This window comes from Streptomyces sp. NPDC050145, from assembly GCF_044460245.1.
Classification (GTDB): Bacteria; Actinomycetota; Actinomycetes; order Streptomycetales; family Streptomycetaceae; genus Streptomyces.
Map to the genome: position 1 here is coordinate 96827 of NZ_JBITJS010000001.1, position 24759 is coordinate 121585.

A 24759-nucleotide genomic window follows, 5' to 3' on the forward strand; every position below is an offset into this window, starting at 1 on the left:
CCCGATGTGAGTAGACACTGTCTACCTCGGAAGCCGAGACGCGCGGTGTGCGGCCCCTTCAAGGCTCTTCAAGGTCGAGGCGATTGCCGTTACGCTGCGCGCCGCTCGCGGTGCCGACGACGTCCGGCTGGAGGCAGCATGATCGACACGACCGACGGGGAACTGCCCGACGGGGACGACCTGCGGATGCGGCTCGACGTCGAGCCGGACGGGATCGGGGTGCTCACCCTGTGCCGCCCGGCCAAGCTGAACGCCTGGAGCTGGGAGGCCAGCCGCCAGCTCGGGGTCATGGCCGACCGGATCCGCTTCGACGACCGCGTCCGGGTCGTGCTGCTGCGGGCCGAGGGGCGGGCCTTCTGCGCCGGCATCGACGTCACCGCGCCCGGTGGCGGCATCGAGGGCGAGAGTGGGTCGGCGCGGGCGCGCGGCTACTACGAGGGGATCCGCTGGGCGCACGAGCGGTTCGCCGCGTTCGCCCGCTTGCCGCAGCCGGTCGTCGCCGCCGTGCAGGGGTACTGCCTCGGCTTCGGCTTCGAGCTGGCGCTGATGGCGGACGTGCGGATCGCGGCCGAGGATGCCGTGTTCGCCCTGCCGGAGGCGCAGTTGGGGGTCGCCGTCGACGCGGGCGGCGATCTGCGGATCGCGCGGGAGGCGGGTGCGGGGTGGGCCAAGTTCCTTGCGTTGACCGGGCGCCGTATCGACGCCGACACCGCGTACCGGCTGAACCTGCTCCAACAGGTCGTCCCCGTGGAGGATTTGGAGAAGGCCACCCGCGCGGTCGCCGCCGAGATCGCCGGGAACGCGCCGCTCGCCGTGCAGTCCGTCAAACGGGACATCGACGCCTACGCCGACGCCGGGCTAGATGCCGCGCTCGACCGCGTCGCGATGAGCGCCGCACTGACGCTGACCTCCCAGGACGCCACGGAAGGGTTCACCGCGAAGGCGGGCCGCCGTCCGCCCCGGTTCCGCGGGGCGTGAGCCGTCCGGGCGAATCCGTCCGGCAGCGGGGAAGAAAGGCCGACGGCGGGCGGTTGGTGGACCTCGAGGCCCACAGACCGCTCCGTCCGGAAGGCAGCCATGACCTCCGCACCGTTCGACCCCCGCGCCCTGCTCGCCGCGAGCCGCCTCGGCGTCCTCGCCACCCTCAAGTCCGACGGACGGCCCCAACTGTCGCCCGTGCTGCCCTTCTACGACCGGGACACCGAGACGTTGTACGTGTCGATCACCGAGGGCCGCGCCAAGACGGCGAACCTGCGCCGCGACCCGCGCGCCGCACTGGAGGTCACCGGACCCGGCGGCCGCGAGTGGGCCACCGCCGAGGGCGTCGTCGAACTCGTCGGCCCCGGCACCGACCCGCACGGGCCCGAGGTCGACATCCTCGTCGACTACTACCGCAAGGCCGCGGGCGAACACCCCGACTGGGACGAGTACCGCGCGGTCATGGTCGCCGACCGGCGCGTGCTGATGACGATGAAGGTCGACCACGTGTACGGCCAGCGTCTCGGCTGACCGTGTTCAGGGTTCAGGGTGTGAACGGGCCGCGGCCCAGCTGCTCGCGCACCGGCGTCACCGGGGCGTTCACCAGATCGCGCCGCTGCCAGTTCGCCCCGTCCACCACGAGCGTGTGCCCGCTGATGAAGCGGGCGTAGGGCGAGGCGAGGAAGGTGGCCGCCCAGCCGAGCTCCCTCGGCGCCCCCGTCCGCAGCGCGGGCTGGCGGGCGCCCGGGTCCGGGGCCCGGTCGAGTCCGGCCCGGATGTCGGCGGTCATGTCCTCGTGCGGCATGAGCCCCGGCACCAGGCCGTTGACCTGGATCCCGTACGGTCCCCACTCCACGGCGAGCGACTCGACCAGGCTCTTGACGCCCGCCTTCGCCGCCGCGCTGTGCGCGAACCCGGGCCCGCCCGTCCAGGCGTACGAGGCGCCGACCGCGATCACCGAACCCGGGGTGCCCTCGGCGAGGTGGCGGCGGCCGAACTCCCGCGTCATCAGGAACGTACCGGTGAGCGTGATGTCCACGACCGCCCGCCAGCCGTTCGGCGTCACGTCCTCGGACGGGACGGGGAAGTTGGCCGCCGCGTTGTTGACCAGGACGTCCGGGAGACGGCCGTGCGAGGCGACGGCCGCGTCGAAGACCTCGGCGATCCGGTCCGCGTCCCGGATGTCGCACAGCTCCGAGGTCACCGGGCCCGCGTCGGGGATCTTCGCCAACTCCGCGCGGGCGGGCGCCAGATGCTCCTCGCGGCGGCTGACGAGGAGCAGGGACGCGCCGAGCCGGGCGAACTCGGCGGCGACCGCCCGCCCCAGACCGGTCCCGCCCCCGGTCACCAGCACGAGCTGCCCGGCATAGGTCCCCGGCGGCAGGGCGCGGGCGCCGGGCGGGGGAGGGGCGGGCAGTCCGGGCAGCGAGGTCGTGGAGTCCATGCGCGCATGGATACCGCGCGGGGCGTCACCTTTCCATGCGCGTGCGGCCCGGGGTCCCCTCACTCCGTGGCTGCCGCGACCCGGTCCAGGTCCGTGAGGAGCAGGTCCATGTTGATCGTCGTGCCCGCGCGGTAGCCGGCGCTCGCCGCGTTCACCACCTGTTCCGCCGGGCCCGTCGCGTTGCCGACGGCCCAGACCCCGGGGACGCTCGTCAGGCCCGTCGGGTCCACGGCCGGGAAGCGGCCCGCCGGGGTGTCGCGCGTGTCGGCGCCTAGGTCGGTCAGGAGCGAGTCGTTCGGGGTCATGCGGGGCGCCACGACGGCGACGGTGCGGGGGACCACCCGGCCGTCGGCGAGGCGGACCCCGGTGAGGCGGTCGTCCGTCACGACCAGCTCCGCGACCTCGCCCGTCACCACGCTCACCTCGGCCGCCGCCAGCAGCCGCCGCTCGGTGTCGGTCAGCGCGTCCTCGCCGGAGGCGCCGAGGAACAGGGTCACGTCGGGCGACAACTGGCTGAACAGCAGCGCCTGATGGATGCCCGCCGCCGGCGAGTACAGCACCCCGACCGGCTCGTCCCGCACCTCGTAGCCGTGGCAGTACGGGCAGTGGATCACATCGCGGCCCCAGCGCTCGGCGACGCCGGGAACGTCCGGCAACGCGTCGGCCAGGCCGGTCGCGACGACGAGCCGGCGCCCGTGCACGCTGCCGCCACCGGCGAGCGCCACGTCGAACTCGCCCGAGCCGTCCGGCACCGCCTTCGTCACCCGGTCCCGGACGAGCTCGACCCCGTACGCGGCGACCTCCTCGCGGACCACGGCCAGGAACTCGGCGGGCGGCATGCCGTCGCGCGAGGGGTAGCCCTGCATGTGGGCCGCCGGGGCGTTGCGTGGCTCGCCCGCGTCGACCACCAGCACGGAGCGGCGCGAGCGGCCGAGGATCAGGGCCGCCGAGAGGCCGGCCGCGCCGCCGCCGACCACGACGACGTCGTACTCGTTCCGCTGGGAATCTGCGTTGTTCATCACGGTCACCTCGATGCGCTGGAACGGCGGAGTCGCCTGCTGTCTCTGCCCTCGAAGATGCACCTGATCGTGCGTATTGACAAATGGCTTTGCCGAAACTGCAATGGAAGCATGAAGTCGCACTCGCACTCGCACTCGCACACCCAAGCGGCCGGGGAGTCGGTGGCCGAGCAGCCCGCCGAGAGCATGGAGGCCGTGCTCACAGGCGTCGGCCCGCGCCTGCGCGCCCTGCGCAAGGAGCGCGGCGCCACCCTGACCGGGCTCTCGGAGGCCACCGGCATCTCGGTGAGCACGCTGTCCCGGCTGGAGTCCGGCCTGCGCAAGCCCAGCCTGGAGCTGCTGCTTCCGATCGCCCGCGCCCACCAGGTGGCGCTCGACGAGTTGGTCGGCGCACCCCCGGTGGGGGATCCGCGCGTGCGGGCCAAGCCGATCACGCACGGCGGGCGCACCATGTTCCCGCTGACCCGGCAGCCGGGCGGACTCCAGGCGTACAAGGTGATCGAGCCGCAGCGCCGCCAGGAGCCCGACCCGCAGACGCACGAGGGCTACGAGTGGATCTACATGCTCTCCGGCAAGCTGCGGCTCGTCCTCGGCGAGCACGACGTGGTGCTCGGCCCGGGCGAGGCCGCCGAGTTCGACACGCGGGTGCCGCACTGGTTCGGGTCGACGGGGGAGGGGCCCGCCGAGTTCTTGAGCCTTTTCGGGCCGCAGGGCGAGCGGATGCACGTGCGGGCCAGACCGGCGCGCGGCACGCAGGAATGACCGGGCGGCGCATTCGCCGAGAGGCATTCACAAGGCGGCAAGCGACCGCTTAGTATGCGACTGGGCCGGTCAGCGACCGGCCGTGGAACCCGGTGTGACGACGCAGTCCCGTGGAGGCCCCGCATGCAGGCATGGCAAGTGCACGAGAACGGCGAGCCGAGCGAGGTGATGCGCCTCGCGGAGGTCGAGCGCCCCGTGCCCGGCGACGGGCAGGTCCTGCTCAAGGTGCGCGCCGCCAACATCAACTTCCCGGACGCCCTGCTCTGCCGCGGCCAGTACCAGGTCAGGCCCCCGCTCCCGTTCACCCCGGGCGTGGAGATCTGCGGCGAGACCGAGGACGGCCGCCGCGTCATCGCCAACCCGGTGCTGCCGTACGGCGGCTTCGCCGAGTACGCCGTCGCCGACGCGCGCGCCCTGCTGCCCGCGCCCGACGCGCTCGACGACGCCGAGACGGCCGCCCTGCACATCGGCTACCAGACCGGCTGGTTCGGCCTGCACCAGCGCGCCCGCCTCCAGGACGGCGAGACGCTGCTCGTGCACGCCGCCGCGGGCGGCGTCGGCAGCGCCGCCGTCCAGCTCGGCAAGGCCGCGGGCGCCCGCGTCATCGGCGTCGTCGGCGGACCCAAGAAGGCGAAGGTCGCCGCCGAGCTCGGCTGCGACGTCGTCATCGACCGCCGCTCCGAGGACGTCGTCGCCGCCGTCAAGGAGGCCACCGGCGGCCGCGGCGCCGACGTGATCTACGACCCGGTCGGCGGCGAGGCGTACACCCAGTCCGCCAAGACCGTCGCCTTCGAGGGCCGCATCGTCGTCGTCGGCTTCGCCTCGGGCACCATCCCGAGTCCGGCCCTCAACCACGCGCTGGTCAAGAACTACTCGATCCTCGGCCTCCACTGGGGCCTGTACGCGAGCAAGAACCCGAAGCTCATCCCGCACTGCCACGAGAAGCTCACCGAACTCGCCGCGCGCGGCGCCATCAAGCCCCTCGTCAGCGAGCGCGTCGGCCTCGCCGGAGCACCGGCCGCCGTGCAGCGTGTCGCCGACGGCGTCACCACGGGCCGCGTCGTCGTCGTGCCCGGCCTGGAAGCCCGCACGGAAGGAGCCGCCGTATGAGCGTCGATGCCGCTGAACTGCGGGCGCTGACCCAGGAGTTCCTGGCCGCGCACCCGCCCGCCGACACCCCCCGCGAGGAGTTCCTGCGGGCCCGCTTCGACGCCGGACTCGCCTGGGTGCACTACCCGCAGGGCCTCGGCGGCCTCGACGCGCCGCGCGCCCTCCAGGCCGTCGTCGACGCCGAGCTGACGGCCGCGGGCGCCCCCGGCAACGACCCGCGACGCAACGGGATCGGGCTCGGCATGGCCGCCCCCACCATCCTGCGCTACGGCACCGAGGAGCAGAAGCGGCGCTTCCTGAAGCCGCTGTGGACCGGAGAGGAGGTGTGGTGCCAGCTCTTCAGCGAGCCCGGCGCCGGCTCCGACCTCGCCGCGCTCGGCACCCGCGCCGTCCTCGACGGCGACACCTGGACCGTCGACGGCCAGAAGGTGTGGACCTCCGGCGCGCACAACGCGCGCTTCGCCATCCTCATCGCCCGCACCGACCCGGACGTGCCCAAGCACAAGGGCATCACGTACTTCGTCTGCGACATGACCGACCCGGGCGTCGACGTGCGGCCGCTGCGCCAGATCACCGGCGAGGCCGAGTTCAACGAGGTGTTCCTCACCGGCGTGAAGATCCCCGACGCCCACCGGCTCGGCGAGATCGGAGAGGGCTGGAAGGTCGCCCAGACCACGCTCAACAACGAACGCGTCGCGATCGGCGGCGCCCGCATCCCGCGCGAGGGCGGCCTCATCGGCATCGCCGCGAAGACCTGGCGCGAGCGCCCCGAGCTGCGCACCCAGGATCTGCACCAGCGGCTGGTCAAGCTGTGGGTCGACGCCGAGGTCGCCCGGCTCACCGGCGAGCGCCTGCGCCAGCAGCTCGTCGCCGGACAGCCCGGCCCCGAGGGCGCCGGCATGAAGCTCGGCTTCGCCCGGCTCAACCAGGAGATCAGCGGCCTGGAGGTCGAACTCCTCGGTGAGGAAGGCCTGCTGTACGACGACTGGACGCTGCGCCGCCCCGAACTCGTCGACTTCGAGGGCCGCGAGGCCGGCTACCGCTACCTGCGCGCCAAGGGCAACAGCATCGAGGGCGGGACGAGCGAGATCCTGCTGAACATCGTCGCCGAGCGCGTCCTGGGCCTGCCGCCCGAGCCGCGCACCGACAAGGACGTCGCCTGGAAGGACCTGTCCCGATGAGTCACCAGCCCGACCTCCTCTACACGGAGGAAGAGGAAGCCCTGCGCTCGGCGGTCCGCGACCTGCTCGCCGACCACTGCGACGCCGCGACGGTCCAGGCCCGCGCCGAGTCGGACGAGCCGCACGACCGCGCCCTGTGGAAGAACCTCGCCGAGAGCATGGGCCTGGCCGGACTCCTGGTGCCCGAGGAGCGGGGCGGCCAGGGGGCCACGCACCGCGAAGCGGCCGTCGTCCTGGAGGAGTTGGGCCGCGCCGTCGCCCCGGTCCCGTACCTGACGAGCGCCGTCGTCGCGACCGAGGCGCTGCTCGCCTGCGACGGCGAGGAGGCCGCGACCCTGCTCGCCGCGCTCGCCTCCGGCCGCACGGTCGGCGCGCTCGCCGTGCCGCTGTCGGACCGGGCGCCGCGCGACGAATGGAGCGTCCGCGCGGACGGGACGGCGCTGACCGGCACCGTCACCGGGGTCGCGGACGCGGCCGCCGCCGACGTGTTCCTCGTGCCGACGGCCGACGGCCTGTTCGCGGTCGACGCCGGGGCCACCGGGGTGAGTGTCACGCCGCAGACCTCGCTCGACCGCACCCGCCCGCTCGCCACGGTCACCCTGGGCGGCGCCGCCGGACGCCTCCTCGCGCCGACCGCCGCACCCGTCGTGCGCCGCGCCCTGCGCGCCGGAGCGGGCCTGCTCGTCTCCGAGCAACTGGGCCTGTCCGAATGGCTGTTGACCGAGACGGTGCGCTACACGCGCGAGCGGAACCAGTTCAACCGCCCGGTCGGCTCCTTCCAGTCGCTCAAGCACCGCCTCGCCCAGCTGTGGCTGGAGACCGTCAACCTGAAGGCCGCGGCGCGCAACGCGGCGGACGCGCTCGCCGCCGGCAGCGACGACGCCGACATCGCGGTAGCCGTCGCCCAGGCCTACGCGGCGCCGGTCGCGGTCCACGCCGCCGAGGAGGCGCTCCAGTTGCACGGCGGTATCGGCATGACCTGGGAGCACCCCATCCACCTCTACCTGAAGCGGGCCAAGGCCGACTCGATCGCGCTCGGCACCGCGGGCCGGCACCGCGAGGAGCTGGCCGAGCTGGTGGAGCTCTGGGCGCCGTGATCCGGCCCGCCGGGCGCGGCATGGCTTGACCCCGCCTTTGCCCACTCTTGACGAGATGGCATTATTGCGAGCTGTTCGCAACAACAGCTTTCCGCAATAACGATCGATCTTGGACAGGGGTGGGCGGAGTGGCACGTCCGGCACGGAGCGTCATATCAGGAGCGGCGGTCACCGCACTCGCGCTGACCGCCGCGGCCTGCGCGGCGCCGGACGACGGCACCGGCAGCGGCGGCAAGGGCGGTTCGGGCAGCGCGGTCGTCGGCATCGCCTACGAGCCCGACAGCCTCAGCCCCCTGCTCGGCTACGGCAAGGACGGCAACTCGAAGATCTTCGACGGGCTGCTCACCCACGACGCAGGCATGAAGCTGAAGCCCGCGCTCGCCGCCGCCCTGCCGAAGGTCACCGACGACGGCCGCACCTACACGTACAAGCTGCGCGAGGGCGTGAAGTTCAGCGACGGCGAGCCGTTCACGTCGAAGGACGTCGTCTTCACCTACGAGACGATCCTCGACAAGAAGACGAACAACGCCTCGAAGACCGAGCTGGACGCGGTGAAGGGCGTCGAGGCGAAGGGCGACGACACCGTCGTCTTCCACCTCAAGTACCCCTACGCGCCGTTCGCCGAGCGCACCGTCCTGCCCATCGCACCCGAGCACGTCGCGGCCGAGCAGGACGTCAACAGCGGCACCTTCACCACGAAGCCCATCGGCACCGGGCCCTACGAACTCGTCAAGTGGTCCAAGGGCGAGCAGCTCGTCTTCAAGGCGAACCCCGACTACTGGGGCGGCAAGCCGAAGATCGAGAACTTCACCATGGCCATCATCAAGGACGACGACGTGCGCGCCACCCGGCTGCGCTCCGGCGACCTCGACGGCGCCATCCTCCCGCCGAACCTGGCCAAGACCTTCGCGAAGGACGGCGACAAGAAGACGTACGCGGCCAAGAGCTTCGACTACCGCCTCGTCACCCTGCCCACCGGCAGCAAGGTCACCGGCGACACCGCGATCCGCCGCGCCCTCGACATCGGCGTCGACCGCAAGGCCATGGTCGACCAGATCCTCGAAGGCGCCGGCAAGGAGGCCTACGGGCCGGTCCCGACCGACAGCCCCTGGTTCACCCAGGGCACCGAGCGCACGCACGACCTCGCCGAGGCGAACAAGCTCCTCGACGACGCCGGCTGGAAGAAGGGCGACGACGGCATCCGGACCAAGGACGGCGCCCGCGCCGCCTTCCCGCTCTGGTACCTCACCGGCGACAAGCTCCGCCAGGACCACGCCCTCGCCTACGCCTCCGACGCCAAGAAGCTCGGCATCGACATCAAGGTCGAGTCCGGCACGTGGGAGGTCATCATGCCCCGCATGCCCGAGGACGCCGTCCTCGTCGGCGGCGGCGCCCCCGCCGACCCCGACTTCGACCAGTACAGCCTGCTGAAGTCCTCCCTCGCGGGCGACGGCTTCAACAACATGGCCTGGTACGACGACAAGACCGTCGACCAGGCCCTCGAAGCGGCCCGCAGGACCGACGACCGCGCCGAGCGACAGAAGGCGTACGACACCGTCCAGCGCGCCCTGGTGAAGGACCCCGGCTACACCTTCCTCACCCACATCGACCACCTCTACGTCGTCGACAAGCGCTTCGGCGACCTCACCACCCAGGTCGAGCCGCATGACCACGGCCTGGCCTCCGGCCCCTGGTGGAACGTAGAGGACTGGCGCGCATGAGCAGGCGGCTCCCCTGGGGGCCGATGGCACGCCTGACGGGCCGGCGGATCCTGTTCGCCGTGCCCGTCCTGGCCGTCGTCACCTTCGGCGTCTTCGCGGTCGCCGCCGCCTCCCCCTTCGACCCGGTCAAGGCCTACGCGGGCACCGCCGGACTCACCGCGTCGCAGGAGAACCTCGACCAGCTCCGCGAGAACCTCGGCGTCGACCGGCCGCTGACCGGCCGCTGGTGGGACTGGCTCACCTCCGCCCTCCAGGGCGACCTCGGCGACTCCGCCGTCATGCGCCAGCCCGTCGCCCAGGTCATCGGCGAACGCCTCGGCTGGTCCGTCCTGCTCGCCGCCACCGCCTTCCTCGCCGCGATCGTCGCCGGCACCCTCCTCGGCGTCCTCGCCGCGCGCCGGCAGGGCGGCCTGCTCGACCGCGCCGTCACCTCCCTCGCGTACACCCTGGAGGCCGCCCCTCCGTTCTGGCTCGGGCTGCTCGCCGTCTGGCTGTTCTCCCTCAAGCTCGGCGTGCTGCCCGCGGGCGGCCTCACCGACACCGGCTCCACCACCGTCGGCGCGGGCCAGGTGCTGTCCCACCTCGTCCTGCCCGCCGGCGTCCTCGCCGTCTCGCAACTGCCCTGGTTCGTCCTCTACGTGCGCCAAGGCGTCGGCGAAGCCCTCGACGAGGACCCGGTGCGGGGCGCCAAGGCCCGCGGACTCGCCCCGCGCACCGTCCTGTTCGGGCACGCCCTGCGCTCCGGCATGCTGCCCGTGCTCACCCTGATCGGCTCGCGCGTCCCCGAACTCATCACCGGAGCGCTGCTCGTGGAGACCGTCTTCAGCTGGCCCGGCATCGCCGCCGCCACCGTGCAGGCCGCCACCTCCGTCGACTTCCCGCTGCTCGCCGCCCTCACGGTCCTCGCGACGTTCGCCGTCCTCGCCGGGAACTGGGCCGCCGACCTGCTGTACGGCCTCGCCGATCCGAGGGTGGGCTTCGATGGCTGACCGGACCCTCACCTGGCGCACCCACGGCACCCGGCGCCGCTCCACGCACGCGTGGCGGGTCCGGTCCTCCGCCGTGACCGTGGCCGCCGTCGTGCTCGCCGTGCTGCTCGTGCCGCCCCTGACCCAGCTCGACCAGCAGGCCGTCGACCTCGCCGCGAAGCTGCGGCCGCCCTCCTGGGCCCACCTGTTCGGCACCGACGACGTCGGCCGCGACCTGCTGCTGCGCTGCGTCTACGGCCTGCGTGTGTCCCTGCTCGTCGGGGTCGTCGCCGCCGTCGTCGCCACCGTCATCGGGACCGCCGTCGGCGCGCTCGCGGGCAGCCTCGGCGGCTGGTTCGACCGGGGCCTGATGCGCGTCGTCGACGCCTTCTCCTCCGTGCCGCACCTGCTGCTCGGCATCTTCGTCGTCGCCATGTTCCGCCCCGGCGTCTGGCCCGTCGTGATCTCCGTCGGGCTCACCCACTGGCTGTCCACCGCCCGGATCGTGCGCGCGGAAGTACTGTCCCTGCGCTCGCGCCCGTACATCGACGCGGCGATCTCCGGCGGCGCCTCCCGCCGGCGCGTCACCGTGCGGCACCTGCTGCCCGGCGTCCTGCCGCGGGCCGCGCTCGCCGCCGTCCTCATGGTGCCGCACGCCATCTGGCACGAGTCCGCCCTGTCCTTCCTGGGCCTCGGACTCCCCGCCCACCAGGCGAGCCTCGGCACCCTCGTCCAGTCGGCGCGCGGCTCGCTCCTCGCCGGTGACTGGTGGCCCACCCTGTTCCCCGGCCTGTTCATCATCGTGCCGACCCTCGCCATCGCGGGCCTCGCGGGCGCCTGGCGCGAACGCCTCGACCCGCGCCGCCGATCGGAGCTGACCCTGTGACCCCGGTGCTCTCGGTGGACGGCCTCTCCGTCCGGTTCCGGATGCGCGACGGCGCGTACGTACGGGCCGTCAGCGACGCCTCCTTCGACCTCGCGGCGGGGGAGTGCCTGGCCCTCGTCGGCGAGAGCGGCTGCGGCAAGTCCGTGCTCGCCTCCGCCCTGCTCGGCCTCCTCCCCGCCAACGCCGAGACGGCCGGCGCCGCCCGCGTCGGCGACCTCGACCTGCTCGGCGCCGACGAGGCGACCCTGGCGCGCACCGTCCGCGGCCGGCGCGTCGGACTCGTCCCCCAGAGCCCCGCCGCCCACCTCACCCCCGTCCGCACCGTCCGCTCCCAACTCGCCGAGACCGTAAGGGAACTGACCGGCATCGGGCGGCGCGGACCGAAGCTCGCCGCCGCTGTCGAGGCCGCCGCCGCGCGCTCCGCCTTCCCCGCCGATCATCTCGACCGGTACCCCCACGAACTCTCCGGCGGCCTCGCCCAGCGCGCCGCCACCGCGCTCGCCCTCGTCGGCGACGCCCCGCTGCTGCTCGCCGACGAACCCACGACCGGACTCGACCGCGACCTCGTCGACCGCACCGTCGACGAACTGCGCCGCCACATCGGCGACGAGCGCGCCCTGTTGCTCATCACCCACGACCTAGCCGCCGCTGAACGCATCGCCGACCGCGTCGCCGTGATGTACGCGAGCCGCATCGTCGAACTCACCGACGCCGCCACGTTCTTCGGCCCGCCGGGCCCCCGGCACCCGTACGCCCGCGGCCTCCTGAACGCCCTGCCCGACCGGGACTTCACCCCGATCCCCGGCATGCCGCCCGAACTGGGCGCACTGCCGCCGGGCTGTGCTTTCGCCGCGCGCTGCGACCGCGCCGACGCCGCGTGCGACCGGCTGCCCGCGCTGCTCGACGGCACCGCCTGCCACCACCCCGTACGGGAGGCCGTCCATGCTTGAGCTGCGACGCGTCACCGCGGGCTACGACCGTCGCGAGCCCGTCCTGCGGGACGTCAGTCTCACCCTGGAACCCGGCGAGAGCGTCGGTCTGCTCGGCCCCAGTGGCTGCGGCAAGTCCACGCTCGCCCGGGTCGCGGCGCTGCTGCACGAGCCGTACGCCGGAGAGGTCGTCGTCGACGGCGAGCCCGTACGCGGCTGGCGGCACCGCGCTCCGCGCGCACAGCGCACCACGTTCGGCGTCGTCTTCCAGCAGCCCCGCCTCTCGGCCGACCCGCGCCTGCGCCTGGCCGACCTCGTCGCGGAACCCTTGCGTGCGAACGGGCTCGCCCCTGACTCCCGGGTCGCGGAACTCGCCGAACGGGTCGGACTCGGCCCGGACCTGCTGTCCCGCCGCCCCCACGAGGTCAGCGACGGCCAGCTCCAGCGCGCCTGCCTGGCCCGCGCCCTGACCCTGCGCCCCCGGTGGCTGATCTGCGACGAGATGACGGCGATGCTCGACGCATCCACGACGGCGGCGTTGGTCGGGGTGGTGGAGGCGTACCGCGGGGAGAGCGGGGCCGGGGTGTTGGCTGTGGGGCATGATCGGGTGTTGCTGGAGCGCTGGTGCGGGCGGATTCTGGACTGGAGCGTGCGGCCCCAGCCTTCGAGGTGACAGCACCTCGACGCCGAGCGCGCGATTTGGTGGACCTGAGCCTCGGCTGCAGCGCCCCTGCCGTAGGGGGCGAGGATCATCGCCGGGTGCCGCGCCATCGTGGCTGATCGCGCAGTTCCCCGCGCCCCTTACGGGGCCTGTCGTGCCCCCGCGCTTGATAGGGCGCCGCCCTGGCCCCAGCCCATCTCCCACCCACCCGCCCCCTCCGGGCGCGTTCGGCCCGGCGACCTGCCTCGCGTCCAGCTCCGGGCACGGATACATGTGGCGTGCCGCCGCCTTGGGCAGTCTGCCGCCTGGGGCGGCACGGGTGGGCAAGGCGGCACCCAGGTGCCGGGTGCCTGAATCATTGGGGCTCCGCCATGGCGCCGTTGCCGGGTGCTGCGTCGTTGGGGCTGGGCGCGCAGTTCCCCGCGCCCCTTTCGGGGCGTATCTGACCGGGGCTGGATGCGTGCCGCCGCCCCCGGTGAACCATGGGCGACGGTCCGGACAACTCCCTTGCAGGGGCTCCCTTTTGGCGGGGCGGGCCGCGCATACTCACCCGTGTCCTCAACGGCCCACCACGGGAGGCACCATGGCCCCGACCACCCGCCGCAGAGCCCTCGGCACCTTCGCCGCCGCCCTGGCCACCGGTCTCGCCGCGCCCCAGCTCGCCCGGGCGGACGGGCAGGGGCCGCGCGGGCCCCGGCCCCTGCTGCGCGCCCACGCCCACAACGACTACGAGCACCCCCGGCCGCTGTTCGACGCGCTGGACCACCGCTTCAACAGCGTCGAGGCCGACATCTACCTCGTCGACGGCGACCTCCTCGTCGCCCACGACCCCGTCGACCTCGACCCGAGCCGCACCCTCGAATCCCTCTACCTCGCCCCGCTCGCCGCCCGCGTCCGGGCGAACCACGGATCGGTGTACCAGGGGCATCGCGTCCCGCTCCAGCTGCTCGTCGACATCAAGACCGACGGCGCGGCCACCTACCTCGAACTCGACCGCCAACTGAAAAGGCACCGCCACCTGTTCACGACCTACGCCCACGGCCGCGTGCGCCCCGGCCCCGTCACCGCGGTCGTCTCCGGCGACCGGGCCGCCCGCGTCCCCATGGAGGCCCAGACCGCGCGCAGCGCCTTCTACGACGGCCGGCTCGCCGACCTCGGCACCGCGGCGCCCGCCTCCTTCGTGCCGCTGATCAGCGACAACTGGTCGAACAACTTCACATGGCGGGGCGTGGGCCCGATCCCCGCCGCCGAACGCGACAAGCTGCGCCAGATCGTCGGCGCTGCGCACGCCGCCGGGCGGCGGGTCAGGTTCTGGGCCACCCCGGACCTCGCGGGACCGCAACGGGACGCCGTCTGGGCCGAGTTGACGGCCGCCGACGTCGACCATCTGAACACCGACGATCTCGCCGGACTCCAGGCCTTCCTGGAGACGTACGACCGGTGACGGCCCGTTAACACTCTTTCGGGGGACAGGTCGTGACCCGGGACGAGCCCTCCGCTGCGCCACACTTGCGGCCGACAGCCACGGCGTGGGCGTGGCGGAGGAGGTTCGGCGATGTCTCTGTCCATTTCCATCGTGCTGCTGCTCCTGGTCGTCGCGGTGATCTTCCTGCGGAACGGGGCGCTCAAACTCTCGCACGCCCTGGTGTGCGTCATGCTCGGCTTCCTGCTCGCCGGGACCAGCGCCGCCCCGACCATCCATGACGGCATCAACGCGACGGCCGGCCTGGTGAGCGGACTCAACCCGTGACACCGGTCCGCCCCGCCCCACCGCCCGCAGTGATCGTTTCGGGTTCGTGAACAACTCCCGTATGTACATGGACACTTCAAGGGAGTCGGCCTAGCTTCGGCGCATGCCGCAGCGAAGAAGCCTCGCCCGTGCCCTCGCCCTGACCCTCGTCGTCGCGGGCGCGGGTGTCGTCGGCCCGTCCGTGGCCTCGGCCGACGACATCCCCAAGGCGCCGGGCCACCGACTCGTCCCGCAGTACGAGGGCGCGCCCGCCACCCCGCGTCCGGTCACGGGCCGGGCCCCCGACCAGCACCCCCACCTCGCCGCCAACGGCCGCAGCGGGATGCACGCCGACGCCTGGGGCAGCGGCACCTACCCGTGGAGCGGGCCGCGCGGCGTACGCCCCAGCGTGAGCAGCGAGAAGATGGCCGCCCTTGGCGGCGAGTGCGCCACCGTCACCTTCGACAAGGCCGGCCGCATCGTCACTGTCTGCGGCACCTTCACCGGCTTCCTCGTCAAACTCCTCGACCCGAAGAGCCTCACGACGCTCGCCGAGTACAAGCTCCCGCAGCGGCCCTCCACCGTCGAGGCGATCACCCGCCTCGACTTCTCGAAGATCTTCAAGGACACGTCCGGCGGCGCCTACTCCTACCTCGACGAACAGGACCGGCTCGTCCTCGCCGACTCCCGCCAGCACATCGTCCGGCTCGCCCACGAACAGGCCGCGGACGGCACCTGGAGCTTCCGGGTGACCGACGACTGGGACCTCACCGGACAGGTCCCGCACGACTGCGTCAGCTGGACCAACCTCTACCCCAGCGGCACGTGCGACCCCGTCACCTCCGTCATGCCCGACTGGGACGGCCGCGTCTGGTGGGTGACCCGGCAGGGCCGAGTCGGCACCGTCGACCCCGACACCGGCACCATCCGCTCGATCCGACTGGACGGCGAGGAGATCCAGAACTCGTTCTCCGTGGCCCGCGACGGCGTCTCCATCGTCACCGACCACGCCCTCTACAGCTTCGAGACCACCGCCGACGGAACCCCCGAGGTCGTCTGGCGCCAGACCTACGACCGGGGCACCGGCACCAAACCCGGCTCCGTGAACCAGGGTTCGGGCACCACCCCCGACCTCTTCGGCGAGCACGAGAACTACGTCGCGATCACCGACAACGCCGACGACCGCATGAACGTCCTCGTCTACCGCCGCGACGCCGGCGTCCCCGACGCGCAGCGCCTCGTCTGCAAGATCCCCGTCTTCGGCTCCGGCGCGTCCACGACCGACAACTCCCTGATCTCGTACGGGAACAGCCTCGTCGTCGAGAACAACTACGGCTACGAGAACATCACCTCGCTCACCCTCGGCCGCAGCGTCGTCGGAGGCGTCACCCGCATCGACGTGCGCGAGGACGGCAGCGGCTGCGACACCGTCTGGGAGAGCCAGGAGCGCTCCCCGTCCACCGTGCCGAAGCTGTCCACCGCGGACGGGCTGCTGTACCTGTACACGAAGAAGCCCGACAAGCTCGGCATCGACGCCTGGTACCTGACCGCCGTCGACTTCCACACCGGCGAGACCCGGTGGAAGCAGCTCGTCGGGACGGGCATCGCCTACGACAACAACTGGGCGCCCGTCACCCTCGGACCGGACGGCACCGCGTACGTCGGCGTGTTCAACGGGCTCACGGCGGTACGGGACGAGTAGCGGGCCGTGGCCCGTCAGGTGCCGAGCAGCCGGGAACGGATGAGGAACCGGACCCCCTCCGGGGCCTCCAGGGAGAAGCCGCTGCCGCGCCCCTCGACCACGTCCACGATGAGCCGCGTGTGGCTCCACAGCTCGTGCTGGCTCCTCGACATCCAGAACGGCACCGGCTCGGCCACCCCCGGCACCGCCAGCTCGGCGAGCAGGACGTCCGCCGCGCCGGTGCGGAACTCGCCGTCCGGATAGCACATCGGGGCGCTGCCGTCGCAGCAGCCGCCGGACTGGTGGAACATCAGCGGGCCGTGGGACTCCCGCAGCCGCCGCAGCAGCGCGGCGGCCTCGGGAGTCAGCTCCACGCGGGGTTCGTCGCTCATGACGGACCAGTCAAGCCACGAGGACGTTGCGAGCACGTTGCACGTACGGGGGCCCGCGCCGCATAGGCTCGCACCATGGAACAGAGGGAGATCATCCTGCGGGCGATCGGCGTGCTGACCGAGACGCAGGAGATGGTGCGCAGACTCACCGACGGCGAGCAGCTCGACACCGACGTCACCCAACTGGGGCGGCTCGTCTCGGAGGTGTTCCCCACCGTCGAGATCCCGGCGGGCGCGACCGCCGAGCAGGCGGCCGAGATCACCATCTCCGCGCTGATGCCGGCCAGCGTCTCGCTCGTCGAGGCCTTCGCCTTCCTGTTCACCCAGCTCGCCCTGGTGCACGACGAGGGCCGCAGGGACGTCAGCTCCACCGAGCTGCTCCAGGAGATCGCCCTGCGGATGTCCGCACCGGACGCGCAGGACTCACCGGAGAGCCCGGACACGCCCGACACGGACTGACGTACTAGCGGTTCGGATCCCGGAAGCGGCCGAACGCCTTCGACAGGGCGCCGAGCGGTGAACCGTCCGGCCGGGCCACGGGCGCGGCCGGACGCGGCGCCGCCGAGCCCGCCTCCGCGAGCGCGGCCTGCGCCGCCTCGGCCGCCTCCTTGTACAGGTCACGGGACTTGGTCATGGCGTCGAGCGCCTCCGCGTACCGGCCGACCATGTCCCGCGCGTGCGCCAGCTCCTCCTCCGGCGTCAGCAGGTGCCAGCCCTTGCGCAGCCGGCTCACCACCCGCTCCGCCTCGGCGGACAGCGGCTTCGGCAGCGCCGTCGCGGCTACGACCCGGGCCAGGAGTTCGGGCTGCTCCGACCCGTCCAGGAACACGCTGCGGACCGTGAAGGCCTCCGGCTCGTACCCCGGCTCGCGGGGCGTCGAGGGCAGTACGACGGCGCCGCCGCGCGGCAGCCGCACGTCGAGTTCCTTGCGCAGCGCGAAGTCCACGATCTGCGCCAGCTCGGGCGCCGCCCGGTGCTCGATCACCCGGTGCCGCAGGCTCGGCGGCAGCGACGCGACGACCGGGAGCTGCCCCCGCAGGTCGGGGGTCATCGCCTCGTGCACCACGACGTGCGTGTACCAGCTGTCGCGCGCGCACTCCCGCAGCAGCCGGCGCACCTCGTCGTCGTCCTTGGGCAGCGGGTTCGCCGCGCGGATGCGCAGCCCGGCCACCGTCTCGTGGTCCCACGGCACCCGCTCGCTGTCGGGCCAGAACATCGTCGCGGGCGAGGGCCAGTGCGGCTGCCAGTCGCCCTCGGCCTCCGCCGCCAGGACCCACGGCACGCCGCCCTCGGTCTCCCGGCGCCGGGCCTCCGGCTCGTACGTCGTCAGCTGCGCCCGCACGGTGATGTCGCCGTCCACGCGCCAGCGGGCCTCGAAGACACGCCGGGCGCCGGGGCCCGGGTCGGCGTCCTCGTCGCGGGGATGCATCGCCGTGGAGCGGGCGGCGTCGGCCGGATCGAGATCCAGGAAACCGTCCAGCACCCCGGCCGCCTCGAGAGCGATCAGGTTGCGCCGGACGTCCTGCTCGGGCTCGGGACCGGTGTGGCGGCCACGGGCCGGCCAGACAGTCGCGGGGGCGGGGTTCGAGGAAGGTTTCTTCTTGGCCATGGAGTCGATCTGTGAGCGGACGGGGCCCGACCAGTATGGTCCGTCGACCTGTGTGCGCGGAGGACCAGGGGGTGCGGGTGTCGGGATTGTCGCGCCGGGATTGTCGCACGTGCCCGTGATTCCACGCCGTGTACCCGGCGACACGCCCGCCGGATCCCGTACGCTCGCCGCATGGCCAGGTACTTCGACGTGCATCCCGAGAACCCGCAGGCGCGCCTGATCACGGCCGTCGCCGACAGCATCCGCGACGGGGCGCTCGTCGCCTATCCGACGGACTCCTGCTACGCGCTGGGCGCGCGGCTCGGAAACCGCGAGGGGGTCGACCGGATCCGCGCGATCCGCCAGCTCGACGACAAGCATCACTTCACGCTGGTGTGCCAGGACTTCGCGCAGCTCGGCCGGTTCGTGCACATCGACAACGACGTGTTCCGCGCCATCAAGGCGGCCACGCCCGGCAAGTACACCTTCATCCTGCCCGCGAGCCGCGAGGTGCCGCGCCAGCTCCAGCACCCGAAGAAGAAGACCGTCGGCGTCCGCATCCCCGACCACGTCGTCACCCAGGCCCTGCTCGCCGAGCTCGGCGAGCCGCTCCTGTCGAGCACCCTGCTGCTGCCCGGCGAGGACGAGCCCCTCACCCAGGGCTGGGAGATCAAGGAGCGGCTCGACCACTCCGTCGACGCGGTGCTCGACTCCGGCGACTGCGGCACCGAGCCGACCACCGTCATCGACTTCTCCGACGGCGAGGCCGAGATCGTCCGGTACGGCGCGGGAGACACCGAGCGCTTCGAGTGAGCGGCCCGCTCGGCGGGCTCAGACCGTGCCGAGGAAACGGATGTGCGGTCCCGCCTCCGGGTCCGGGTGCGTGATCTTGGCCCGTACGCCGTAGACGTCCGCGACCAGTTCCTCCGTCAGGACCGCGCCCGGGGTGCCGGACGCCACGACGCGGCCCGCGCGCAGGACGACGACCTCGTCGCAGTACGTGGCCGCGAGGTTCAGGTCGTGCAGGGCGACCACACAGGTCAGGTCGAGGCTCTGGACCAGGTCGAGCAGCTCCAGCTGGTGCTGGATGTCGAGATGGTTCGTCGGCTCGTCCAGGAGCAGTTCGCGCGGCTCCTGGGCCAGCGCCCGCGCGATCTGCACCCGCTGCCGCTCACCGCCCGAGAGCGTGTGCCACAGCCGGTCCGCGCGGTCGGCGAGCCCGCTGCGTTCCAGCGCGGAGCGCACCGCCCGCTCGTCGGCCGCCGAGGCCGGCGACCACGCCCTGCGGTGCGGGATCCGGCCGAGCCGCACCACGTCGGCGACCGTCAGCTCCACCTGTGTGTCGGACTGCTGCTGCACCAGCGCGATCCGGCGCGCCGCCTCCCTGCGCCCCACCTCGGCGAGCGGATCGCCGTCGAGGGTGACGACCCCGGCCGTCGGCGCGAGCACCCCGGCGAGCAGCCGCAGCAGCGTCGACTTGCCCGACCCGTTCGGCCCGAGCACCCCCGTCACCGAACCGGGCTTCGGCGCGACACTCACCCCGTCGAGGATCACCGCCGCGCCCGCCGACCGGGCCACGCGCTCGGCGCCGAGCCCCGCCGTCATCGCGTGCTCCGGCCGCGCCACAGCACGTACACGAACGCGGGCACGCCGATCAGCGACGTCACCACCCCCACGGGGACCTCCTGCGGTTCGAGAGCCGTACGGGCCAGCGTGTCGACCCACACCAGGAACACAGCCCCGGCGAGCGCGGTGGCCGGCAGCAGCCGGGTGTGGCCGGGGCCCACCAGGGCGCGGGCCGCGTGCGGCAGCACCAGACCGACGAAGCCGATCGCGCCCGCCGCGCTGACCAGCGCCGCCGTCAGGAGTGCCGTCACGCACAGCAGGACGAGCCGGGTGCGGGCCACCCGCACACCGAGCGCGGCCGCCGCCTCGGGGCCGAACGCGAACGCGTCGAGCGTCCGCCCGTACCCGAGGCACACCGCCAGCGTGACCACGAGGACGGCCAGGCACAGCCACACCTCGGTCCAGCCGACCCCGCCGAGCGAGCCGAGCAGCCAGAACAGGACGCCGCGCGTGGTCTCCGCGTCCGCCGCCGTCAGGACGACGAACGAGGTCAGCGCCGAGAACAGCTGCATCGCCGCGACACCGCACAGCACCACCCGGTCCGTGGTCCCGCCGAGCGCGTGACTGAGCACCAGCACCAGGCCGAACGAACAGACGGCGCCCAGGAACGCGCCGCCGGACACCGACAGGGCGCCCCCGCCGATGCCCAGCACGACGACGAGGACGGCGCCGGTCGAGGCCCCGGAGGAGACGCCGAGCACGAACGGGTCGGCGAGCGGATTGCGCAGCAGGGCCTGGAGGACCGTGCCGCAGACCGCGAGGCCCGCCCCGCACACGGCGGCCAGCAGGGTGCGCGGCAGCCGCAGGTTCCACACGATCCCGTCGCGGATCGGCGACAGGTCCGAGCTGCCCCAGCCGACCCGGGCCGCGACCGACGCCCACACGTCGCCGACGCCTATGTGTGCGGGCCCGATCGTGATGGCCACGGCGACCGAGACGCACAGGGCGAGCAGGCCCGCCGCCGCGTACGACGCCGGGCGCAGGCGGGTCACTTGGTGAGGCCGGGGCACTTGGTGGGGCCGGGTCACTTGGTGAGGCCGAACGCGCGCAGCGCCGCCGCCACCTTCTCCACGCCGTCCACGGTGCGGATCGTCGGATTGAGGTCCTGCCCCTTGAGCAGCACGTACCGCTTCTCGCGGACCGCCTTCATGTTCTTCGTCGCGGGGTCGGACTCCAGGAACCTGATCTTCTGCGCCGCCGACTCGGCCGACTGCGAGCGCCGGGTCAGATCGCCGATCACCAGGACGTCCGGGTCGCGGTCCACGACCGTCTCCCAGTTGATCTGCGGCCACTCCTCATGGGTGTCGTCGAAGACGTTGCGCACCCCGAGCGCGTTCGTGATGACTCCGGGAGCTCCGCAACAGCCCGCCATGTAGGGCGACTTGGAGTCGGAGAACCAGTACAGGACGCGCACGCCGTCGGCATCGCCACCCGAAGCGGCCTTCCGCACCCGCGACTTGAGCGTCGCCACCAGCTTCTCGCCGCGTTCGCGCACGTCGAAGATCCGTGCCAGGTCCCGGATCTCGCCGTAGACCGTGTCCATGGTCAGCGCCTCGGTGCGGACGCCGTCGCCGTCGCCGCTGTTGTCCTTGTCCGCGCAGTCGGTGGGGGACAGGTACGTCGGCACGCCGAGCTTCTCGAAAGAGGCGCGCGGCGCCACGCCGCCCTTGCCGAGCGTGTACCCGAACGAGGCAGCGGCGAAGTCGGGTTCCGTGTCGAGGACCTTCTCGAACGACGGGTAGCGGTCCGCGAGGCGCGGCACCTTCGCGTTCGCCTTCGCCAGGTTCCCGCGCACCGGGTCGGTCCAGGTGCCGGTGCCCGCCATCCGGTCGGCGAGGCCGAGGGACAGCATGATCTCGGCGGAGCCCTGGTCGAGGGCGACGGCGCGGCGCGGCGGGTGCGCGACGTGCACGCGCTGCCCGCAGTTGGTGAGCGTGACACCGGCGCCGGACGCACCGTCGGAGCGCTCCGACGGGGCGCCGGATCCGCAGGCGGTGAGCAGCAGTGCGGTGATCGGCACGAGGGCACAGAAGCGGGCGAGACGTGCGAAGGGCACGGGAGATCCTTTAGCGTCCAGGGCTCAAACGCGGAGCCGGCCAACGGTCCGCCCCGCCGGGTGCACGGGCGGGGCCGCCAGCAGGTCTTCGGACTCGGGGTCGTCCGGACGGAGCGCCTTCCCAGGCCCGGTTCCCCCCGGCCCAGTGGCAGTTGCCCCGCCCGTCGCCCTCACCGCTGCGCGTCAGTTCCGGTCTTGCACCGGATTCCCTGACCCGAGTACGTACAAGTACGCACAAAGGTACGACTGGCTTGGGGAAGCTATCACAGGGCGTCACCACCCCGGCAGGGCGCGTCAGTCCTCGCCCGACCAGGCCCGCAGCTTCTCCGGATTGCGCACCACCCAGATCCGCGCGACCCGTCCCCCGGCGAGGTCGAACGCCGCCACCGTCAGCACCACACCGTCCCGGAGCGCGACGAGTCCCGGCGCGCCGTTGACCGTACGCTCCAGAAGTTCCAGACCCGGCGCCTTGTCGGCGATCGCCACCATGTACGAGGCGATGCGCGCCGCCCCCTCGACCGGGCGCAGCGCGGCACCGGCCAGGCCGCCACCGTCGGCGGTCATCACGGCGGACGGGGCGAGCAGGCCGACGAGCGCCGCGATGTCCTTCGCCTCCCAGGCCCGTCTGACCTGCCGCACCGCTTCCGCCTGCCGCGCGCCGACGTCCTCCGGGCGCGCGGCGCCCACCCTCCGCCGCGCCGAGGCGGCCAACTGCTTGCAGGCCGCCGACGACCGGCCGAGGACCTCCGCGATCTCCGCGAACGGATACCGGAACACGTCGTGCAGCACGAACGCCACCCGCTCCGCCGGCGTCATCGACTCCAGGACGACGAGGAACGCCATGCTCACGGACTCGTCGAGCACCATCTGCTCGGCGAGGTCGCCGCCCTGCCCGTGCGCCCACTCGGACCGGTCCGGGAGCGGCTCGGGCAGCCACGCGCCCACGTAGCGCTCGCGCCGGGCACGCGCCGAGCCGAGCACGTCCAGGCAGATCCGGCCGGTCACCGTCGTCAGCCAGGCGCCGGGCGACGCGATCTCGTGCCTGCGGCTGTCGGGGAGCGCGTACCAGCGGGCGTACGCCTCCTGCACCGCGTCCTCCGCCTCGGCCAGTGAGCCGAGCAACCGGTAGGCCACATTGAGCAGTTGGCGCCGCTCGCCCGCCACCGTGTCCGTGTCCGCCCCCGCCGTCCCCAAACCGTCCGCCCCCTCGCCTTACCTTTCGCCGACCTGCGTCGTCGGCCTGGCGAGACCTTATCGACCGACTGCCCTCGGGCGGGAAAGAGGACCAGGCCATGGCCACCCACGTGACGACCACCCGGCGCACCCTTTCGTTCCTGCGCGTCGCGATCGCCCTGCAGACCGCGACGATCTTCCTCCAGGCCGTCTCGGCGGGGCTGCTGCTCACCGCCTCCTACGGGGAGGCGCTGCACAGCGCCGGGGCGCGCGTGATGTACGCGGCGTCGATGCTGTACCTGCTCGCGGCGGTCCTCGCGTGGAAGCCGGGCGGCGGGCCGGTCCGGCCCGTGTGGCACGCGACCGGATTTCTGGTGCTCGCCTCGGCGCAGGTAGTGCTCGGTGTCGCGCACGTCCCGTCGGTCCATCTGCCGCTGGGGGTGCTGATGTTCGGCCTGAGCGTGCTGGCGCTCGCGCGGCGGACCGGTGAGCGGCGAGGGCGGGTGTGACGCCTGTGGCCCCTGGGGCCGTGTGCACCTTTTGCCGTATTTAAGGTGCATGGGCAGGATGGGGTGATCTGGCATCTGAAGGGAAACCCGGCATGCACTCCTCCCTGAACCCGGAAATACTCCGCGACCTGCGCAGGCCGCGCTCGTACCCCGCCGTGTCGGTGGCGATGACCACGCACCGGCGGCCCCCGGGCGACGCCCAGGACCCGGTGCGGCTCGGCAACCTCGTCGACGACGCGGCCCGGCAGCTGTCCGCCGACCCGGGCGTGACCAAGGAGCGCCGGGAGGACGTCCTCACGCATCTGCGTGCCGCCGTCCAGGAGGCGGACCTCGTGCACGCCAAGGACGGCCTCGTGCTGTTCGCCGCACCCGGCGAGCACCAGGTGTGGGCGATCGACCGGGAGGTGCAGGACCGTGTCGTGGTCGCCGACACCTTCCTGACCCGCAACCTGGTCGCCGCCGACGCGGCCGCCCATCCGTACTGGGTGCTCTCGGTCGCCGCCGACCGCGTCACCCTCTGGGACGGCCGCGGCAACCGCGTCGTGGAGGACAAGCAGCACGGCTTCCCGCAGGAGCGGAGCCTCGAGGACCCGGACGCCGAACGCAAGGAGCGCGTCGGCGACGTCCCGAGCACCTACCGGGACGAGGCGACCCGGCAGTTCTTCCGCGAGGCCGACGCGGCGCTCGGCGAACTGCTGCGGACCGCGCCGCGCACCCTTTATGTGACGGGCGAGCCCGCCGCGCTGTCCCTGCTCACCGAGACCGGCACGGCCGCCCACGGCGCCGCCCAGGTCCCGTTCGGCGGGCTCTCCCACGGCAGGCCCGAGGCGGTCGCCCGCGCGGTGGCCCCGGCCCGCACCGCCGACGCGGAGCGCGAGGTCGCCGAGGCCATGGCCGACCTGGACCGGGCCCGTGGCGCCAACACGTACGCGGCCGGGGTCGACGAGGTGTGGCAGGAGGCCGCGGACGGGCGGATCCGCCGGCTGGTCGTCGAGGAGAACTTCCGCGTCACCGTGCGGGCGGGGGAGGGGCATCTCGCGCCGGCGGCGGACGACGACGTCGACGCGGTGCACGACATCGTCGACGAGATCGTGGAGTGCGCGCTCGAGACGGGGGCGGAGGTCGTGTTCGTGCCGGACGGGGCGCTGGAGGAGGCGGGACGGATCGCGGCGGCGCTTCGGTTCTGACCTGCCTTCTGCCGGGCGGGGTGAGTGTGGGGGCCCTGCCGATCTTCGGGGGCGCGCCGTTG

Annotated in this window: 26 protein-coding genes and 1 riboswitch; of the genes, 18 read left to right on the forward strand and 8 right to left on the reverse strand. The window is 73.0% G+C overall.

The annotated features are described in order from the left end of the window. The first annotated feature begins 138 nt into the window (after positions 1-138). Positions 139-978: an enoyl-CoA hydratase/isomerase family protein gene (locus tag ACIBTU_RS00505; RefSeq protein WP_399123650.1), complete on the forward strand. Its 840-nt coding sequence runs from the start codon at positions 139-141 to the stop codon at positions 976-978. 99 nt (positions 979-1077) lie between these two features. Next, the gene (locus tag ACIBTU_RS00510; protein ID WP_399123651.1) at positions 1078-1509 is read left to right on the forward strand and encodes a PPOX class F420-dependent oxidoreductase; all 432 of its coding nucleotides are present in this window, start codon (positions 1078-1080) and stop codon (positions 1507-1509) included. A gap of 13 nt (positions 1510-1522) precedes the next feature. Here ACIBTU_RS00510 and ACIBTU_RS00515 read toward each other — a convergent pair whose 3' ends face one another. Both ACIBTU_RS00515 and ACIBTU_RS00520 read right to left on the reverse strand, forming a co-directional pair. Continuing rightward, positions 1523-2422 carry an SDR family oxidoreductase gene (locus ACIBTU_RS00515; protein ID WP_399123652.1) on the reverse strand — a complete coding sequence of 300 codons (900 nt, stop codon included), beginning with the start codon at positions 2420-2422 and terminating at the stop codon, positions 1523-1525. 59 nt (positions 2423-2481) lie between these two features. Continuing rightward, entirely contained in the window at positions 2482-3441 is a 960-nt protein-coding gene (locus ACIBTU_RS00520; protein WP_399123653.1) for an NAD(P)/FAD-dependent oxidoreductase, read from the reverse strand. Between the two features lie 186 nt (positions 3442-3627). Between ACIBTU_RS00520 and ACIBTU_RS00525 the strand changes: the two genes are divergently transcribed. The 12 genes from ACIBTU_RS00525 to ACIBTU_RS00580 all read left to right on the forward strand — a co-directional run bounded on the left by ACIBTU_RS00525 (position 3628) and on the right by ACIBTU_RS00580 (position 16187). Continuing rightward, a complete protein-coding gene (locus ACIBTU_RS00525) occupies positions 3628-4203 on the forward strand; it encodes a helix-turn-helix domain-containing protein (RefSeq protein ID WP_399124207.1) in 576 nt (191 codons plus the stop codon). 123 nt (positions 4204-4326) lie between these two features. Continuing rightward, positions 4327-5313 carry an NADPH:quinone oxidoreductase family protein gene (locus ACIBTU_RS00530; RefSeq protein WP_399123654.1) on the forward strand — a complete coding sequence of 329 codons (987 nt, stop codon included), beginning with the start codon at positions 4327-4329 and terminating at the stop codon, positions 5311-5313. Then, positions 5310-6494: an acyl-CoA dehydrogenase family protein gene (locus ACIBTU_RS00535; protein WP_399123655.1), complete on the forward strand. Its 1185-nt coding sequence runs from the start codon at positions 5310-5312 to the stop codon at positions 6492-6494. Before ACIBTU_RS00530 ends, ACIBTU_RS00535 begins: the two co-directional genes overlap by 4 nt. Then, entirely contained in the window at positions 6491-7591 is a 1101-nt protein-coding gene (locus ACIBTU_RS00540) for an acyl-CoA dehydrogenase family protein (RefSeq protein WP_399123656.1), read from the forward strand. The genes ACIBTU_RS00535 and ACIBTU_RS00540 overlap by 4 nt, the downstream gene beginning before the upstream one ends. A gap of 152 nt (positions 7592-7743) precedes the next feature. Further along, positions 7744-9312: an ABC transporter substrate-binding protein gene (locus ACIBTU_RS00545; protein WP_399124208.1), complete on the forward strand. Its 1569-nt coding sequence runs from the start codon at positions 7744-7746 to the stop codon at positions 9310-9312. Next, complete coding sequence (locus ACIBTU_RS00550) at positions 9309-10301, forward strand: ABC transporter permease (RefSeq protein WP_399123657.1); 993 nt, start codon at positions 9309-9311, stop codon at positions 10299-10301. Before ACIBTU_RS00545 ends, ACIBTU_RS00550 begins: the two co-directional genes overlap by 4 nt. Further along, entirely contained in the window at positions 10294-11166 is an 873-nt protein-coding gene (locus ACIBTU_RS00555; protein ID WP_399123658.1) for an ABC transporter permease, read from the forward strand. The genes ACIBTU_RS00550 and ACIBTU_RS00555 overlap by 8 nt, the downstream gene beginning before the upstream one ends. 41 nt (positions 11167-11207) lie before the next feature. Further along, the gene (locus tag ACIBTU_RS00560) at positions 11208-12116 is read left to right on the forward strand and encodes an ABC transporter ATP-binding protein (protein WP_399124209.1); all 909 of its coding nucleotides are present in this window, start codon (positions 11208-11210) and stop codon (positions 12114-12116) included. Beyond that, positions 12109-12768, forward strand: a complete 660-nt coding sequence (locus tag ACIBTU_RS00565) for an ABC transporter ATP-binding protein (protein WP_399123659.1) — start codon at positions 12109-12111, stop codon at positions 12766-12768. Before ACIBTU_RS00560 ends, ACIBTU_RS00565 begins: the two co-directional genes overlap by 8 nt. Positions 12769-13339: 571 nt before the next feature. Beyond that, on the forward strand, positions 13340-14200 hold the full coding sequence (locus ACIBTU_RS00570; RefSeq protein ID WP_399123660.1) for a phosphatidylinositol-specific phospholipase C/glycerophosphodiester phosphodiesterase family protein: 861 nt from the start codon (positions 13340-13342) through the stop codon (positions 14198-14200). Between the two features lie 111 nt (positions 14201-14311). Then, positions 14312-14506, forward strand: coding sequence for a hypothetical protein (locus tag ACIBTU_RS00575; protein WP_399123661.1), 195 nt, complete (start codon positions 14312-14314; stop codon positions 14504-14506). A gap of 103 nt (positions 14507-14609) precedes the next feature. After that, positions 14610-16187: a hypothetical protein gene (locus ACIBTU_RS00580; protein ID WP_399123662.1), complete on the forward strand. Its 1578-nt coding sequence runs from the start codon at positions 14610-14612 to the stop codon at positions 16185-16187. Positions 16188-16201: 14 nt separating this feature from the next. On the opposite strand, the gene ACIBTU_RS00585 is transcribed toward ACIBTU_RS00580, so the two are convergent. Next, positions 16202-16558: a DUF779 domain-containing protein gene (locus ACIBTU_RS00585; RefSeq protein WP_399123663.1), complete on the reverse strand. Its 357-nt coding sequence runs from the start codon at positions 16556-16558 to the stop codon at positions 16202-16204. A 75-nt stretch (positions 16559-16633) separates the two neighbouring features. On the opposite strand from ACIBTU_RS00585, the gene ACIBTU_RS00590 reads away from it, so the two are divergent. Continuing rightward, positions 16634-17017, forward strand: a complete 384-nt coding sequence (locus ACIBTU_RS00590; protein ID WP_399123664.1) for a hypothetical protein — start codon at positions 16634-16636, stop codon at positions 17015-17017. 4 nt (positions 17018-17021) lie between these two features. Here the strand turns inward: ACIBTU_RS00590 and ACIBTU_RS00595 are convergent, their stop codons facing one another. After that, entirely contained in the window at positions 17022-18167 is a 1146-nt protein-coding gene (locus ACIBTU_RS00595) for a hypothetical protein (protein WP_399123665.1), read from the reverse strand. A 171-nt stretch (positions 18168-18338) separates the two neighbouring features. Between ACIBTU_RS00595 and ACIBTU_RS00600 the strand changes: the two genes are divergently transcribed. Further along, positions 18339-18959, forward strand: a complete 621-nt coding sequence (locus ACIBTU_RS00600) for an L-threonylcarbamoyladenylate synthase (protein WP_399123666.1) — start codon at positions 18339-18341, stop codon at positions 18957-18959. A gap of 18 nt (positions 18960-18977) precedes the next feature. Here ACIBTU_RS00600 and ACIBTU_RS00605 read toward each other — a convergent pair whose 3' ends face one another. The 4 genes from ACIBTU_RS00605 to sigJ all read right to left on the reverse strand — a co-directional run bounded on the left by ACIBTU_RS00605 (position 18978) and on the right by sigJ (position 23022). Next, a complete protein-coding gene (locus tag ACIBTU_RS00605; RefSeq protein WP_399123667.1) occupies positions 18978-19751 on the reverse strand; it encodes an ABC transporter ATP-binding protein in 774 nt (257 codons plus the stop codon). Next, positions 19748-20764 (reverse strand): FecCD family ABC transporter permease, encoded by a 1017-nt coding sequence (locus ACIBTU_RS00610; protein ID WP_399123668.1) that lies wholly within the window; start codon positions 20762-20764, stop codon positions 19748-19750. The genes ACIBTU_RS00605 and ACIBTU_RS00610 overlap by 4 nt, the downstream gene beginning before the upstream one ends. A gap of 32 nt (positions 20765-20796) precedes the next feature. Then, positions 20797-21828, reverse strand: coding sequence for an ABC transporter substrate-binding protein (locus ACIBTU_RS00615; protein WP_399123669.1), 1032 nt, complete (start codon positions 21826-21828; stop codon positions 20797-20799). Between the two features lie 61 nt (positions 21829-21889). After that, positions 21890-22094: riboswitch (cobalamin riboswitch) on the reverse strand. Between the two features lie 28 nt (positions 22095-22122). Beyond that, on the reverse strand, positions 22123-23022 hold the full coding sequence (sigJ, locus tag ACIBTU_RS00620; protein ID WP_399123670.1) for an RNA polymerase sigma factor SigJ: 900 nt from the start codon (positions 23020-23022) through the stop codon (positions 22123-22125). A gap of 98 nt (positions 23023-23120) precedes the next feature. Here sigJ and ACIBTU_RS00625 point away from each other — a divergent pair, with 98 nt between their 5' ends. Both ACIBTU_RS00625 and ACIBTU_RS00630 read left to right on the forward strand, forming a co-directional pair. Beyond that, complete coding sequence (locus ACIBTU_RS00625; RefSeq protein ID WP_399123671.1) at positions 23121-23510, forward strand: hypothetical protein; 390 nt, start codon at positions 23121-23123, stop codon at positions 23508-23510. Positions 23511-23602: 92 nt separating this feature from the next. Continuing rightward, on the forward strand, positions 23603-24697 hold the full coding sequence (locus tag ACIBTU_RS00630) for a chemotaxis protein (protein ID WP_399123672.1): 1095 nt from the start codon (positions 23603-23605) through the stop codon (positions 24695-24697). The last annotated feature ends 62 nt before the right edge of the window (positions 24698-24759 follow it).

Excerpts from the sequence above, each read along its gene's own strand:
- ACIBTU_RS00505 (WP_399123650.1), top strand. The coding sequence starts at position 139 with ATGATCGACACGACCGACGGGGAACTGCCCGACGGGGACGACCTGCGG.
- ACIBTU_RS00510 (WP_399123651.1), top strand. The coding sequence starts at position 1,078 with ATGACCTCCGCACCGTTCGACCCCCGCGCCCTGCTCGCCGCGAGCCGC.
- ACIBTU_RS00515 (WP_399123652.1), bottom strand. The coding sequence starts at position 2,422 with ATGGACTCCACGACCTCGCTGCCCGGACTGCCCGCCCCTCCCCCGCCC.
- ACIBTU_RS00520 (WP_399123653.1), bottom strand. The coding sequence starts at position 3,441 with ATGAACAACGCAGATTCCCAGCGGAACGAGTACGACGTCGTCGTGGTC.
- ACIBTU_RS00525 (WP_399124207.1), top strand. The coding sequence starts at position 3,628 with ATGGAGGCCGTGCTCACAGGCGTCGGCCCGCGCCTGCGCGCCCTGCGC.
- ACIBTU_RS00530 (WP_399123654.1), top strand. The coding sequence starts at position 4,327 with ATGCAGGCATGGCAAGTGCACGAGAACGGCGAGCCGAGCGAGGTGATG.
- ACIBTU_RS00535 (WP_399123655.1), top strand. The coding sequence starts at position 5,310 with ATGAGCGTCGATGCCGCTGAACTGCGGGCGCTGACCCAGGAGTTCCTG.
- ACIBTU_RS00540 (WP_399123656.1), top strand. The coding sequence starts at position 6,491 with ATGAGTCACCAGCCCGACCTCCTCTACACGGAGGAAGAGGAAGCCCTG.
- ACIBTU_RS00550 (WP_399123657.1), top strand. The coding sequence starts at position 9,309 with ATGAGCAGGCGGCTCCCCTGGGGGCCGATGGCACGCCTGACGGGCCGG.
- ACIBTU_RS00555 (WP_399123658.1), top strand. The coding sequence starts at position 10,294 with ATGGCTGACCGGACCCTCACCTGGCGCACCCACGGCACCCGGCGCCGC.
- ACIBTU_RS00560 (WP_399124209.1), top strand. The coding sequence starts at position 11,208 with ATGCGCGACGGCGCGTACGTACGGGCCGTCAGCGACGCCTCCTTCGAC.
- ACIBTU_RS00565 (WP_399123659.1), top strand. The coding sequence starts at position 12,109 with ATGCTTGAGCTGCGACGCGTCACCGCGGGCTACGACCGTCGCGAGCCC.
- ACIBTU_RS00570 (WP_399123660.1), top strand. The coding sequence starts at position 13,340 with ATGGCCCCGACCACCCGCCGCAGAGCCCTCGGCACCTTCGCCGCCGCC.
- ACIBTU_RS00575 (WP_399123661.1), top strand. The coding sequence starts at position 14,312 with ATGTCTCTGTCCATTTCCATCGTGCTGCTGCTCCTGGTCGTCGCGGTG.
- ACIBTU_RS00580 (WP_399123662.1), top strand. The coding sequence starts at position 14,610 with ATGCCGCAGCGAAGAAGCCTCGCCCGTGCCCTCGCCCTGACCCTCGTC.
- ACIBTU_RS00585 (WP_399123663.1), bottom strand. The coding sequence starts at position 16,558 with ATGAGCGACGAACCCCGCGTGGAGCTGACTCCCGAGGCCGCCGCGCTG.
- ACIBTU_RS00590 (WP_399123664.1), top strand. The coding sequence starts at position 16,634 with ATGGAACAGAGGGAGATCATCCTGCGGGCGATCGGCGTGCTGACCGAG.
- ACIBTU_RS00595 (WP_399123665.1), bottom strand. The coding sequence starts at position 18,167 with ATGGCCAAGAAGAAACCTTCCTCGAACCCCGCCCCCGCGACTGTCTGG.
- ACIBTU_RS00600 (WP_399123666.1), top strand. The coding sequence starts at position 18,339 with ATGGCCAGGTACTTCGACGTGCATCCCGAGAACCCGCAGGCGCGCCTG.
- ACIBTU_RS00605 (WP_399123667.1), bottom strand. The coding sequence starts at position 19,751 with ATGACGGCGGGGCTCGGCGCCGAGCGCGTGGCCCGGTCGGCGGGCGCG.
- ACIBTU_RS00625 (WP_399123671.1), top strand. The coding sequence starts at position 23,121 with ATGGCCACCCACGTGACGACCACCCGGCGCACCCTTTCGTTCCTGCGC.
- ACIBTU_RS00630 (WP_399123672.1), top strand. The coding sequence starts at position 23,603 with ATGCACTCCTCCCTGAACCCGGAAATACTCCGCGACCTGCGCAGGCCG.